The 13,842-nt window shown below is 61.7% G+C and carries 12 protein-coding genes; 6 read left to right on the forward strand and 6 right to left on the reverse strand.

The features are described 5' to 3' along the window. Positions 1–3 precede the first annotated feature (3 nt). Complete coding sequence (locus PWJ82_RS07495; RefSeq protein ID WP_274736084.1) at positions 4–1,197, forward strand: hypothetical protein; 1,194 nt, start codon at positions 4–6, stop codon at positions 1,195–1,197. 29 nt (positions 1,198–1,226) lie between these two features. Here PWJ82_RS07495 and glnA read toward each other — a convergent pair whose 3' ends face one another. Beyond that, a complete protein-coding gene (glnA, locus tag PWJ82_RS07500; RefSeq protein WP_126134779.1) occupies positions 1,227–2,651 on the reverse strand; it encodes a type I glutamate--ammonia ligase in 1,425 nt (474 codons plus the stop codon). 173 nt (positions 2,652–2,824) lie between these two features. Continuing rightward, positions 2,825–3,526 (reverse strand): DUF4191 domain-containing protein, encoded by a 702-nt coding sequence (locus PWJ82_RS07505; protein WP_274736064.1) that lies wholly within the window; start codon positions 3,524–3,526, stop codon positions 2,825–2,827. 204 nt (positions 3,527–3,730) lie between these two features. On the opposite strand from PWJ82_RS07505, the gene PWJ82_RS07510 reads away from it, so the two are divergent. Continuing rightward, positions 3,731–4,246, forward strand: a complete 516-nt coding sequence (locus PWJ82_RS07510) for a hypothetical protein (protein WP_274733667.1) — start codon at positions 3,731–3,733, stop codon at positions 4,244–4,246. Positions 4,247–5,437: 1,191 nt separating this feature from the next. On the opposite strand, the gene sucB is transcribed toward PWJ82_RS07510, so the two are convergent. Continuing rightward, positions 5,438–7,210, reverse strand: coding sequence for a 2-oxoglutarate dehydrogenase, E2 component, dihydrolipoamide succinyltransferase (gene sucB, locus PWJ82_RS07515; protein ID WP_274733665.1), 1,773 nt, complete (start codon positions 7,208–7,210; stop codon positions 5,438–5,440). Positions 7,211–7,228: 18 nt separating this feature from the next. Then, positions 7,229–8,602, reverse strand: a complete 1,374-nt coding sequence (gene lpdA, locus PWJ82_RS07520; protein WP_274733664.1) for a dihydrolipoyl dehydrogenase — start codon at positions 8,600–8,602, stop codon at positions 7,229–7,231. A 125-nt stretch (positions 8,603–8,727) separates the two neighbouring features. Between lpdA and PWJ82_RS07525 the strand changes: the two genes are divergently transcribed. Further along, entirely contained in the window at positions 8,728–9,042 is a 315-nt protein-coding gene (locus PWJ82_RS07525) for an oxidoreductase (RefSeq protein ID WP_274736065.1), read from the forward strand. Positions 9,043–9,123: 81 nt separating this feature from the next. Beyond that, positions 9,124–9,549: a hypothetical protein gene (locus tag PWJ82_RS07530; RefSeq protein WP_274733661.1), complete on the forward strand. Its 426-nt coding sequence runs from the start codon at positions 9,124–9,126 to the stop codon at positions 9,547–9,549. 89 nt (positions 9,550–9,638) lie between these two features. Here the strand turns inward: PWJ82_RS07530 and PWJ82_RS07535 are convergent, their stop codons facing one another. Continuing rightward, entirely contained in the window at positions 9,639–10,334 is a 696-nt protein-coding gene (locus PWJ82_RS07535) for a DUF3043 domain-containing protein (RefSeq protein WP_274736067.1), read from the reverse strand. A gap of 192 nt (positions 10,335–10,526) precedes the next feature. Here PWJ82_RS07535 and PWJ82_RS07540 point away from each other — a divergent pair, with 192 nt between their 5' ends. Together PWJ82_RS07540 and PWJ82_RS07545 are read left to right on the forward strand one after the other, a co-directional pair. Beyond that, complete coding sequence (locus tag PWJ82_RS07540) at positions 10,527–11,882, forward strand: dipeptidase (protein WP_126134787.1); 1,356 nt, start codon at positions 10,527–10,529, stop codon at positions 11,880–11,882. A gap of 64 nt (positions 11,883–11,946) precedes the next feature. After that, positions 11,947–12,948 (forward strand): FKBP-type peptidyl-prolyl cis-trans isomerase, encoded by a 1,002-nt coding sequence (locus PWJ82_RS07545; RefSeq protein ID WP_126134788.1) that lies wholly within the window; start codon positions 11,947–11,949, stop codon positions 12,946–12,948. A 197-nt stretch (positions 12,949–13,145) separates the two neighbouring features. Here PWJ82_RS07545 and PWJ82_RS07550 read toward each other — a convergent pair whose 3' ends face one another. Beyond that, positions 13,146–13,772, reverse strand: a complete 627-nt coding sequence (locus tag PWJ82_RS07550; RefSeq protein WP_274736085.1) for a superoxide dismutase — start codon at positions 13,770–13,772, stop codon at positions 13,146–13,148. Between the last annotated feature and the right edge of the window lie 70 nt (positions 13,773–13,842).

Here is a 13,842-nt window from a genome sequence, read left to right on the forward strand (position 1 = left end):
CGCGTGCCGCAGAGCCAGCCCCCTAACACCCCGACGCCGCCCGCCCCCCGCGGGGGCCCCCCCCCCCCCCCCCCCCCCCCCCCCCCCCCCCCCCCCCCCCCCCCCGGGGAGCTGGACGCGCTTCTTGAGCGGCGCAGCAGCCCTAAGGAGATCGCCGGGGCGGGCCGGTGGTTGCGCTGGCGCGAGGTGCTGCGCACCGCCATGGCCCAGGCTCTCGGGCTGCTCGGGCCCGATGAGGTGGCGGGCGCGGTGAGTAACGCTGTGGAATGCGCGGTGGAAGCCGGAGTGCGCGCGGCCAAGTGCGCCGTCGTCGCAGAAAATAGTGCGGCGGATAGCCAGCCCGAGGTTTCTTTTGCGGTGATCGGTTTGGGGAGCCTGGGCGGACGCGAATGTGGCTATACCTCCGATGCTGATGTGATGTTCGTCTGGGATGGACCCGAGGCGGCCGCGGGATATGCCGATGCGCTGGCCCGGGCCTTCATGCGCGTGGAACAGGAAACGGGCGGGGTACCGCCGTTAGCCGTGGACGCGGATATGCGCCCGGAGGGCCGGAGCGGGCCGCTGGCCCGGCGCCTGGATTCCTACGCGGAGTACTACCGGGCCTGGGCCGAGCCCTGGGAATTCCAGGCTTTGCTGCGGGCCCGCCCGGTGGGTGGGGATCGCGCGCTCGGGGAACGTTTCGTGGAGATGATCGCCCCGCTGCGCTACCCGGCACACTGGGATGAGGCGCGGCGTACCGCTATCCGGCTCATGAAAGTGCGGGTGGAAAAGGAACGAATCCCCGGGGGAGTGGCCCCGGCTTCTCATCTCAAACTAGGCCCGGGTGGGAGTGCGGATGTGGAGTGGACCGCGCAGCTCCTTCAGCTTGAGCACGCGGCGGCCTATCCGCAGCTTCGGGTGACCGGAACGGGGGAGGCGCTGCGGGCGGCGGGTGCCGCCGGGCTCATCACCGCGGCGCAGGAAAATGCCCTGCTGGAAGGCTGGCGGGCTGCCAGTGCACTCCGCCAGGCCGCCTTTGTGGCTACCGGCCGGACCGGGAGTGCCGCCCAGGTCATTCCGCGTGATCCGCGCGAACGCGAACGTATGGCCGCGATCCTGGGCGCCGGGCACGCCGCCGATGTCCTCGACCGGCGCGCCCGGGCCGCACGCCATGCCCGCACCGCCGTGGAACATGTTTTTTACGGGCGGGATACGTAGCCCGCGCCCCTTGAGAGCGGGTAGCCCGTTTAGAGCGTGTAGTACAGCTCGAATTCGTAAGGGTGCGGGCGGGCGCGCAGGGGCGTGACTTCCGCATCCATCTTGTACTTAATCCAGGTGGCGATGAAATCCTCCGTAAAGACATCCCCTTCGAGAAGGAAATCGTGATCGGCTTCCAGCTCGGCCAAAGCCTCATCGAGGGAGGCGGGGATCGTCTCGATATCCGCGTATTCTTCCGGAGGTAGCTCGTAAATATCCTTGTCGATGGGGGCGGGCGGTTCGATCCGGTTACGGATGCCGTCCAGGCCCGCCATGAGCTCGGCGGAGAAAGCCAGATAGGGATTAGCGGTGGGATCGGGAACCCGGAATTCAATACGCTTGGAGGCCGGAGAATTTCCGCTGAGCGGAATCCGGATCGCGGCTGAGCGGTTGCGCGCCGAATAGACCAAATTAATGGGAGCTTCGAAACCGGGAACCAGGCGCCGGTACGAGTTCACGGAGGGGTTGGTGAAGGCCGCGAGTGCCTTCCCGTGCGCCAGCAGGCCGCCCACGTACCAGCGGGCCAGGTCCGAAAGCTGGCCGTAGCCGCGCGGATCATGGAAAAGCGGCTGGCCATCCTTCCAGAGCGACATATGGCAGTGCATCCCCGAGCCGGCTGAATCAAAAAGCGGCTTGGGCATGAATGTGGCAGTTTTCCCGCATTCATCGGCGGCCCGGCGAATCACGTACTTGAATTTCATGAGGTCATCTGCCGCGGCGCGCAGGGAATTGAAACGGTAGTTAATTTCCTGCTGGCCGCCCGCACCCACTTCGTGATGGGCGCGTTCCACATCCAGGCCCACCTGCGCCAAATATTGGCACATGACATCGCGTACATCCTCATTGGCATCCACCGGTGCCACCGGGAAATAACCCTGCTGGTGCGGAATCTTGTAGCCGGTATTCCCGCCCGGCTCCGGCCGGCTCGAATTCCACGATCCCTCATTGGAATCGATGACGTACATAGAATGATTGACCGCGGTGTCATAGCGTACGTCGTCGAATAAATAAAACTCTGCTTCCGCACCCACTGAAATCGTGTCCGCAATTCCCGTGGAACGCAGGTAGGCTTCGGCACGTTCGGCAACATTGCGCGGATCGCGCGCAAAGGGCTCATCCGTATAGGGATCCACCACGTTGAAATTCATGATGAGGGTGGGCTCCGCGCGGAAAGGATCCACGAAAGCGGTGGACACATCCGGGAGCAGTTTCATATCCGATTCGTGAATCGAGGTGAATCCGCGGATAGAGGAGCCATCAAACATGTAGCCCTCGTTCATTTTTTCCGCGGTTGCCTGGGTGGCGGGCACCGTGAAATGTTGCATAACGCCGGGCAGGTCGCAAAAACGAATATCGAGGAACTGGATTTCGTGCTCCGCGATAAACTCGGCAGCTTCGGCGACACTTGTGAACATGGTGGACTCCTCCCGGCGCGCGGCTCGGCTAGCGGTGCGGTTTACCCCATGTATTTTAGCGCGCTACGCCCTGCTCAAAAACCTGCGGACACGCCTCCGCCCGGCGGAACTCGTGTGGAATTCCCCGGGCGGATAGCGAAAATTGCGTTGAATATGTACGACGGCGGCGCGGCCTACTGGCCGCCCAGGGCCCGCCGATTAGCGCGAATATTAGTGGGATCAATGCCCTTGGGGATATTGAGCGCCTTATTCCCCAATGCGTCGAGGCGCTGGGACAGGGCCGAAACTTCCTGGGCGGAAATTTCCTTCTTAAGCTTCTTAATAGCCCGCTCGAGCTTGGCGAGCGGAACCTGGCCTTCGCCATTACCCATGAAAATAGCGTGCACCGGGGCATTCGGTGCTACCCGGCGAATAGCGCGGCGCTCATCATCAATGAGCTTGCGGGTGCGTGAGATAGGGCCTTCGGCGACGAGAACCACGCCGGGCCGCCCGATGAGCCGGAAAACGAAATCTTGGTGGCGCGCGTTGAAACGTACCGGTTCGGTTTGCTTGACCCACGAGCCGCGCAACGAATCGAGAATCGCGGAGGTTGCCCCCGGCATGCCATCTAGCTGCGCGTAGCTGGCCGACCGCACCGCCCGGGTGAGAAGCAGCATGGGGAGCAGGAGCATGAGGAGAATACCGAAAACGGTCCACGCGATCCAGCTCTTCGTAAGGAAGCCGAGGAGAATGCCGATCCCCAGGCCCGCGAGCCCGGCCAGGGCAAGCCACCAGCCTAGATGCCGGTAGGTACGCTTCGCGATGGTGAATGCGTCACGCAGAGTCTTGAAAAAGCCCGGCTTCTTCTTCGCGCCCTTGTTCTTATCCTGTGCCATCTGATTCCTTTTAAATCCTTCTCGATAGTCCCCGTCGATTCTAGACGATAGCGCCGGCTTTGTTGAGCACCGGGCCCAATCTCACGCCTGTGGGCAGCTTGAGGAGCGCCGCTGACCCGTGCGACTTGTGGAAAACGACGCCGCGGCAAGCTCGCCTGTGGATGGTCCCTGGACGGGATGGGGCGGTGGTGGTGAACTGTCCCTATGTCCGGGGAAGGGAAGACGAAGCCGGTGGCTCTCCTGGTGCGATTATGCGTTTTCGGGATGGTCGCGGGCATACTCGCGGGAATGGTTCTCGGTGCTCTTGTTCCCGGTATGAAGGAGGCGCGCACCGGCCCGCAGCAGGCGGCCAATGCGGAGCTTCGCGGCGGTCGGGAGCCGGAAGCGCTGGCGGTGGCCCGCCAGCTGGTAGCGGCTCGCGATGCTGCACTCACTGCTGGTGATACCGCTTCTTTGAGTAGCTTGAGCGTTCCGGAGGGCGCCGCGGCGGCAGTAGATGCACAGTTGCGCAGCGCATTGGAAACCTCTCCGATTGCGAAGGTGGAAACCGAGGTGCGGAAAGCGGCGTGGGTGGGGGAGGATCTCCTTGAGGTCATCACCGTGCAGCGGCGCCTCGTGCTTGCCAACGGGGAAACTGTCGGGCCGCAACCGGAGCGGTGTGCGCGGTGGCAGCTGAGTCCACAGCCGTGGCGGATTGTGGCGGTTCACCCGTGTTTGTAAGCGGGCCGCCTGTGTTTATCACCGCCGAGACAATTGACCGGTTACTAACATCACCAGGCGTGTTCGTAAGATTAAACGACACCCCAAGTACAGGCTTAGCAACAACAGGTTTGCGGTAGCGATACCGGGGCGGGTTAGTCGCATCCAGGGCGGGTTAGTCGCATCCAGGGCCGGTGCGTTGTGGAGTGTTAGGGACGCAGAATGTAGGTCACGGATATAGAACCGCAGAAAAAACTGTTACCCACGTGCATACTGTTAGCTGGCCCTGCCGTGGTCACTCGCTCGACATGGGCAAGCGTGGACGATGCGAGCGGTAATACCCATAAATAGCAACGCGCCAACAGTGAAGCCCCCAGGATGCGCCCTCCCGGCAGGAGGCCCCCACAAAAAGCAACCTCACGACAGTGGGCCCCATAAAAAGCAACATCTCGACGGGCAGCTCTTCAGAATGCAACCCCACGACAGTGGGTCCCACAGGATGCAACCCCACGACAGTGCGCCCCACAAAAAGCAACCCCACGACATCAAAACAATTTCTTAATGTAGCTGCCGTTGCATTTTGATTTCGGGCAAACGCGGCTGCCTTCCCGCGAGAGTCTCATGGGTTTCACGAACTTCAATAGTCACACCGGCCTCTGGGGAGGGGGCTCTGTTTTCATAACTGTACTGCGCTTGTCGTACATGCGCAGTACATCCCGGGAAAACACCCCCTCCCCGCCGGCGCGGCAGGCGGTGGGCGGCGAGGCAAGGCAGCAGGCGGCGCGGCGGGCGGCGAGGCAAGGCGGTGGGTGGCACAGGCCCCAATCAGCGTTTCAGCGCGGTGATACAGCGCAATGCTCAGGCGCGGTGGTCCGGTGCAGTGCTCCAGATTCGCGGGTCAGCCAGGCAGCCCGGCTAGGTAAAGTGCGAGTGCGGGACATCGCCTCCCACAGGATGCGCGTAAAGGACACGAAACCATCCCGAAAGGGTGCTCTCCCTCGGACTTTGTTTCCGGGCACGGTTCGTGCAGCTCCGACTGTCTATTAACCCTATTAACCCGTCTATTAACCCGAAAGCTCCCCGGTTCCGATAATGCCCATGAGCACTATCGAAACCGGGGAGCATCTTCACGCGCGGTCACGCGTGCGGCCGAGGTTGTGTTAGTAAGCTACTTTGCTACCCAGGTGCTGAGTAGCCCACTAACCGAGTTCCTTAGAACGCACCCTCGAAATCGGCTTCTTCCAGGCGAGCCTTGAACTCCTTGAGGAAGCGGCCCGCATCTGCACCGTCGACCAAACGGTGATCGTACGTGATGGCGGGGTAGAGGTAGGAACGAATACCGATGGATTCGTTGCCGTCCGCATCCTTGACGATGCCAGGTTCGCGCATAATCGCACCGATCCCCAGAATGGCTACCTCCGGCTGGTTGATGACCGGGGTGTCAAACATGACGCCGTTAGAGCCGGTATTCGTAATGGTGAAGGTACCGCCGGTGAGGTCATCAACCGCGGCTTCGCCATTGCGTACCTTGGCGGCACCGGTGTTAATGGCGCGTGCCAGGCCCGCGATATTGAGATCACCGGCGTTCTTGATCACCGGGACGAACAGGCCCTTGGGGGTATCCACCGCGATGCCGATGTTCTCGTAATCGAAGTACTCCACTTCGTTGTCCTTGATGGTGGCGTTGAGCTTCGGGTGGTTCTTCAGGGTATCGACAGCAGCCTTGACGAAGAAGGGTAGGTAGGTCAGCTTGGTGCCTTCACGTTCTGCGAAAGCAGCCTTATTGGCTTCCCGAAGCTTGACGATCTTCGTGACATCCACCTTGATAACGGTGGTCAGCTGCGCCGAAATCTGGAGGGATTCCACCATGCGCTTGGCGATGGTCTGGCGCAGGCGCGTCATCTTCGCGGTGGTACCACGCAGCTGAGCCGCCTCAGCGGAAGGCGCGCTCGGCGTGGCCTTCTTTGCCGGGGCGGGGGCCGCAGCTGCGGCCGGGGCCGGCTGAGAAGCGGCAGCCTGGGCACGCGCGGCTTCTTCCGCGGCCTTCTGTGCGGCAGCGGCTGCCTCTTCCACATCCTGGCGGCGAATACGCCCACCCACGCCGGAGCCCTTGACCGCGGAGAGATCCACGTTCAAGTCCTTGGCCAGCTTCCGCACGATCGGGGTGATATAAGCATCGGGTTCGGAGAATCCGGTACCGGCAGCAGCCGAATCCAGATCCGGCGTATGCGCCTGGTTTTCCTGCTGGGCAGGGGTGCCGTGCTGCGGGGTACCGGAAGCCGGTTCTTGGACCGCTGCCACACCGGCCGGTGCTTCAGCCGGGGCCGCGCCGGCGGCGGGAGCCGCGGGAGCGGGCGCGGCTGCGCCGTCGCCGATATAAGCGATCACGGTACCCACCGCAACCGTTTCATCTTCCTGGACCACAATCTTCTGAATGGTGCCAGCGGCCGGGGCCGGAACTTCCGAATCGACCTTATCGGTGGAGACTTCCACGATGGGCTGGCCGGCTTCGACTTCCTCACCTTCGGCCACCAGCCACGAGGTGACGGTTCCTTCACTAACCGATTCACCCAGGGCCGGCATTTTCACTTCCACACCGGTGGTAGCCGAGCCGCCCTGCTGCGGGGCGGGAGCTGCTGGTGCAGGAGCGCTCGGAGCGGGGGCCGGTGCCGCCGGAGCAGCAGCCGGGGCCGCTTCTTCCGCGTGGGCCGCGTTGCTGGCGGGAGCCGCCGGAGCAGCCACGCCGGAGCCATCACCGATATAGGCGAGGATGGCACCTACTTCAACTTCTTCGTCTTCCTGGACGAGGATCTGTTCGATAACACCTTCCGCGGGAGAGGGAACTTCCGAATCGACCTTGTCTGTGGACACTTCGACAATCGGCTCATCGAGCGACACGGTATCGCCCACCTGCTTGAGCCAGGCGGTCACGGTACCGGTGGTGACGGATTCGCCCAGGGCGGGCATCTTCAACGGTTCAGACATAGAGTTTTCTCCCTCGATTTAGTGGTTGTGGAGCGGCTTGCCCGCGAGGACCAGTGCCGCTTCGCCGATTGCTTCGTTCTGGGTGGGGTGGGCGTGGATAAGACCATCGAAGTCCTGCGCGTAAGCTTCCCAGGCCACCATGAGTTCACCTTCACCGATCTGTTCGGACATACGTGCCCCGATGGCGTGGAAGCCCACGATGGGGCCGTCCTTGACCGCGACCAGCTTAACGAAACCGGCCGCACCCAGCATCTGGGACTTGCCATTACCGGTGAGGTTGAAGGTGGCGGTGGTGATATTTTCCTTGCCGTATTGTTCCTCGGCCTTGTCCTGATTGAGGCCGACCGAGGCGATTTCCGGGGTGCAGAAAGTCACGCGCGGAATCTTCGTTTCGTCAATCACCTTGGGGTTGAGACCCGCAATATCTTCCGCAACGAAAATACCCTGGAGGAAACCGCGGTGTGCCAGCTGGAGGCCGGGCACAATATCGCCCACCGCGTAGACTCCATCAATGTTGGTGCGCAGCCGCTCATCAGTGAGGACGAAACCACGATCCATCTTTACCCCGACTTCTTCGTAGCCGAGGTTCGCGGTGGCCGGACCGCGCCCGATAGCGATGAGTAGATAATCCGCCTCGAATTCCTTGCCGTCCTGGGTGAAAACCTTGACGGAATGATCGGTCTGTTCGAGGTGATCAAACATGGTTCCGGTGGCGAATTTAATTCCGCGCTTGCGGAACTGGCGTTCCAGATTCTTGGAAACTTCCGGATCCTCATTGGGGACCAGGTGCGGCAGGCCCTCAATAATCTGGACTTCTGCCCCGTAGGAGCGCCACGCGGAGGCGAATTCCACCCCGATGACTCCGCCGCCCAGCACGATCACAGATCCGGGGGCTTCACCCAGCTCCAGTGCTTCGGTGGAGGTGAGCACACGGCCGGTGATCTCCTGGCCGATGGTCTTCGAATAGGAGCCGGAGGCAAGCACCACGTGCTTGCCGCGGTAGTGCACGCCATCAACGGCGATGGTGTCTTTCGCAACAAGCCTGCCCCAGCCCTGCACAATCTCAACTCCGCGCGAGGAGACCAGGCCGGTCAAGCCCTTGAACATCTTTTCGATAACGCCATTCTTGTAAGCCTGCAAGGTAGGCATATCGATGCCCTCAAAAGAGCCCTTCACACCGATGGAGGGGCCTTCGCGCATTTCATCGGCAACATCAGCGGCGTGCAGCAGTGCTTTGGTGGGGATGCACCCGCGGTGCAAACAGGTACCGCCGAGTTTGTCAGCCTCAATGAGAGCAACGGTCAGGCCCAGCTGACCGGCACGAAGCGCGGCCGCGTAGCCGCCGCTGCCGCCACCGAGGATGACGACGTCGTACTCTTTCGTTTCTGCCACAGGATTTCCCTTCGCAATACAACATTTTGGAATGCGGTACAAGAGCCGCTATACCTATATTCTGCCATGCCGAGGTGTTATCTGGAACGCATCACGCTCCCAGCGAGGGTCGCTAAAATCACCGTATGGGTCTTTTTTCGCGTCGCTCCCGTTCCCGTGCTGCTCACGGCGGTGTTCGCCGTTCGACGACGGCGAAACACTTCGCCGATTTCATCGAGACTCGCGCGGGGGTGGAAGCCTATTTTGAGGTGGAAACTCCGCGTGAGCCAGCAGCTCTTCTTCTCGTTGCTCGCACGGGGGAGTGGACCCGCCGGCGGGTGCCCGATCTGGCGGCAGGAGCGCAACTTGCTCGGGAACTGGGCATACCTTTCTACGAAATTAACCGCACCGGCTACCCCGAGTCGGTACGTCGTTGGAATGCGGAGCACCGGCGCGCTTAAAGGTTTATGATGGTACGTCGTCTCCGCGGTCGATCCCGCGAAGGAGACGCACAGCCAGTGCAGGATTCTGGGAGGAGCCAGGTGACTAGTGAAATGATTCGAGACGAGAGGCGCACCGCCGTGGGCTGGCCTCTCTTCCTCCTCATTGCGCTGAGCCTGGGGGCCGCTATTTTCGTGTGGCGTGCCATCGTCGCGGGCACCGAAGATTTTCAACTGGGCTATCCCGGGCGCATGGCTACCACGCTGGTTGCAGCGCTCGTCTGGGTGCTTGCCTGCGCTGGCTCACTCCACAACGGGCGGCGGATGCGCTGGGTGGCCACCACTTGCTGGAGTGCCAATATTGTGATGGCCGTGGTGGGCGTGGTGATTCCTGATCTTTTCCACCAGGTGAGCCCCTGGTACCAGGCCGGAGCCACCTATTATTACCTTCCTACCCTCGGGGCCATTGCCGGGCTGGCCTGGATCATGTGGTCGCGGCCAGCCAGCATCGCCCAGCGCAATCTTTAGAGCTTTCGTTGCAATCTTTAGATTTTCGCCCGCGCCCCTGCGCCCGCACCTGGGCCCCGGCACCGAGGTCTAATTTTTGAGTTACGGGCCTAGCTCTTAGCGGCGCGCTTGGTTTCTTTCTTCGCTTCCCGCGCCTTCTTCAGGTCAGCGGGAGTGCCGCCCTCGGGATACTCACCGAATTTCACCATGGGGCGGGGCATACGCCAACGCCGCGGGGTGAAGCCGCGTGACATCATCTGCCCGACCAGACGATCCGGAGTTTTATCTTCCCCGAATTTGTATTCCACCAGGGTGCGAACCTGGCGGGCGCGCCACCACGCCTCCAAGGCCATGAGCACCAGGACCGCGTAGCAGGTAATAACAAATACATTGAAGACCAGCGGATAGCGGGTGAGGGTGAACACGCCCACGATCATAATGATGGCGAGGCCAAGCATGAGCGAGGAGAACTGGAAACGCGAATCAAGCGCATCGCGCGCGAAAGCTCGCTGCACACCCGCGTGGGCGAGGGGCATATTCCGAATATCCCCCGTTTTCATCGCGGTTTGTTCGCGTTCCCAACGTTCGGACGAGCGGGCGCGTTCCTCGGCCTTGCGGGCCTTCTTTTCCTCGCGCGTCATGGAGGATTTGTCAGAAATAATCGGCCGGCGGTGGCGTGCCTCCACGTCCTTGCGCTTCGGGGTGGGAACTCCCTTGCCCGGTGTGTATCCCTTGGGATGAGTAGGGGCGGGGGCTGCCTGTTCTTGCGCCTGTTCTAGTGCCTCTTTCTTGCGGCCGAATGCCATCTCAACTCCTGCGTCGTCGCCAACTATGCCTTGAACGAGAATAGTCTAACCGTTCGCGCGCGACCGTCCTGTCCATTACGTGCGCGTGCACGGCCCGCGGCCGCTCCGTTTGCCGCATGCGCACGGCCGGCGCCGTCGTCGTTCAGCACCCGCCCGCGCGGGCGCGGGCGCGAACCCGGTACCCTAGGACGTATGAGTAGTGATCTTGTTGCGCGCGTAGATGAGGCCTTGCCCGTCCATCGCGCTTTGCTTGAGGACCTTGTCCGTATCCCCTCCGTCTCCGCTGACGCTTTTGACCAGGCTAAAGTGCGTGAATCTGCGGAATTCGTGGCGCGCATGGCCCGCGAACGCGGCTTCGACGTCGATATTATTGAATTGGAAACGCCCCAGGGGAAGGGCCGTCCGGCAATTCTCGCCCATAAGCACGTTGGGGATGATAAGCCCACCATTCTTCTCTACGCGCACCACGATGTGCAGCCGCAGGGAACCTTGGAGGGATGGGAATCCGATCCCTTTGAGCCGGTAGAAAAGAACGGGCGGCTGTACGGGCGGGGCACCGCTGACGACAAAGCGGGTGTGCTTGTCCACATGGCGGCGATCTCGGCCCTCGGTGATGACCTGGCCGTGAACGTCACCCTCTTTATTGAAGGTGAAGAAGAAATCGGTTCGCCTACCTTCCACGCTTTCCTGGAAACCTACCGTGATCGCCTCCAGGCTGATGCTATTGTGGTGGCCGATTCGGGTAACTGGAAGGTGGGGGTGCCCTCCCTGACCACCTCCTTGCGCGGCGTTGTGCGCCTGGGCGTGGAAGTATCCACCCTTACTCACGGCGTGCATTCGGGCCAGTACGGCGGGCCCACCCTCGATGCGGTGACCGCCCTCGCGCGGATTATCGCGACTTTGCACGACGAGAACGGTGACGTTGCGGTTCCCGGTTTGGATGCCTGGGACGACGCCGACGTCGATTACGAAGAAGAGCACCTGCGCCGCGATGCCGCGATTCTGCCCGGCATGCAGCTGCTAGGAACCGGATCCTTCAATTCGCGCATGTGGACGAAACCCTCCATCGCCGTTATCGGCATGGATGTTACCTCCACCGCAGAAGCCTCCAATACTGTGATTCCCTCCGCGCGGGCCTTCCTGTCCATGCGCGTGGCCCCCGGTCAGGATCCGCAGCGCGCCGGCGAACTGCTGGCCGAATACATCGAAGCGCAGGCACCCTTCGGGGCCACTGTGGTCACCGAAGTTGCGGAAGCAGGTTCCGGTTTCAAGGCCGGGGAGGATACCCCCATCATGCATCTGGCCCGCGAAGCGCTCAGCGAAGCCTTCGGTCACGAATCGGTGGATATCGGAACGGGTGGATCCATTCCCTTCATTTCTGACCTCGCGGAGGTATTCCCGGAGGCGGAGATTTTGGTGACCGGCGTGGAAGATCCGGATGCACGCGCTCACGCTCATAACGAATCTCTGCATCTGGGTGATTGGCGCAACGCTATTCTGGCGGAGGCGCTTCTCCTGGAAAAGCTGGGTCAGGGCGAAAGCCGCTAAGCGCGGGTACGCGAAGGCCGTGGCGTGCTCGAACGGCGCGGACGGGACGAAGAAAGTGACATTGATGGGAAAGAAAATTCTTGCGGGATGCACGGCAGCCTTGCTCGCGTGCGGCCTTACGGCATGTTCGGGTGGGAACGACGGCGCAGCTAGCTCAACACCGGCTGCTTCGGAATCCGCGAGCGCTGAGGCAAGCGGTACGGTAGAAAGCCCCGCCCCCGGGGAAACACCTGAGATTGTGTATTCGGAGGAGGGCATGCCGTCCCTGGGTGGTACGGCGCAGGCACCGCTGCTGGAGTTCCCGAAGGGGGAAGCTCCCGCGGATGTGCGGGTGCGGGTGCTGGAACAGGGTAGCGGCGCGGAATTGGGCGCTGATGCGGTAGCCAAGGTCAATTACGTGGGCCAAGTGTGGGGGAAGAACGAGCCTTTTGATTCTTCCTACTCGCGTAACGCCCCGGCTACCTTCCCGCTCGCCCAGGTGATCCCGGGCTGGAGTCACACTCTGGCCAAGGCCCACGTGGGGGACAAGCTGATTTTGTCCATCCCGGCCAAGTGGGGGTACGGCCCCTCGGGCGGTACCCAGGATGGGTCCATCGGAGCAACCGATACCATTGCTTTCTACGTGGAAATTCTGGATGCCTGGAATGCTAAGAGCACGGGCGAGGCCGGTGCCACGGTGGAAACACCCGCAGATGCGCTCCCGGTGGAATACACGGGTGAGCTGGGCCAGCCCATTACCGAGATCCGGGTGAAAGAAGGGGCAGAAGCTCCCGCGGAGCTCAAGGCCACGGTTATTGCCCGGGGTAGCGGGGCTCCGCTCCCGGAGAAGGGCACCTATGTGCTCCAGTTCGCGGCCGCCCAATGGGATAACGCCCACGCGGAAAATACCTGGGTTCCCACAACTGCGAACTACCCGGCCGGGCCGCGCTCGGTTCCTTCCACCCAGCAGATTTTCGCACCTCTGGCCGGGGTGCCGGTTGGCTCACGAGTTCTGCTGAGCGTGCCGAATAAGGATAATCCGGCCCAGGCCATCGCCGTGGTAGTGGACATTCTTTCGGCGGTGTAGCTAGCGGGTGATTACCGGGTAGCTAGCGGGTAGTTGCCGGATAGCTACCGGGTGGTCACCGGCGGTTTCGGATAGGGCCAAAATGGCCCGGATAGCGTAAGGGCGAGGTACCTCAGTAGAGGAGCCTCGCCCTTCGTGCTATCTAGGAAGGATGTCGCGCGTATCTATGAATAGCGCCGGCGCGGTGTGTGCGTGAGTTATTTGCGAATGAGGAGGCCGGTGGCTTGCTCCTGGGCGGTGGCCAAACGCTGCCCGGCTTCATCCCAATTGACAATATTCCAGATCGCCTTGACGTAATCGGCCTTGACATTGAGGTAGTCAAGGTAGAAGGCGTGCTCCCACATATCGAGCTGGAAAACGGGCAGCACCCCGGCAGGCACATTATTGGCCTGGTCGTACATTTGGTAGATCACCAGTTTGCCGGCCACGGAATCGTAGCCGAGCACCGCCCAGCCCGAGCCTTGGATGCCGGTGGCCACGGCCGTGAACTGCTTCTGGAAGGTAGCGAAATCACCGAAGGAATCCTTGATTGCTTCGGCAAGCTCGCCTTCCGGTTGTCCGCCGCCGTTGGGGGAGAGCAGGGTCCAGAAAATCGAGTGGTTAATATGGCCGCCCAGGTTGAAGGAAAAATCCTTCGTGTACTGGTTCACTGCCGCGAAATCGCCCTTCTCGCGAGCCTCGCGAAGGTTCTCCAGGGCTTTATTGGCCCCGTCAACGTAGGTCTTGTGGTGTTTATCGTGGTGGAGCTCCATGATCTTTGCGGAAATATGCGGTTCGAGTGCCGCGTAATCGTAGGGAAGATCGGGGAGGGTGTAGGTTGCCATTCTCATACTCCAATTCTGGGCGGCATCGCGGTGCCACCCCGCTTAGATATGTTCGGAATCTCCGAACAGT

Source organism: Actinotignum schaalii (genome assembly GCF_028864145.1).
GTDB lineage: Bacteria > Actinomycetota > Actinomycetes > Actinomycetales > Actinomycetaceae > Actinotignum > Actinotignum schaalii_B.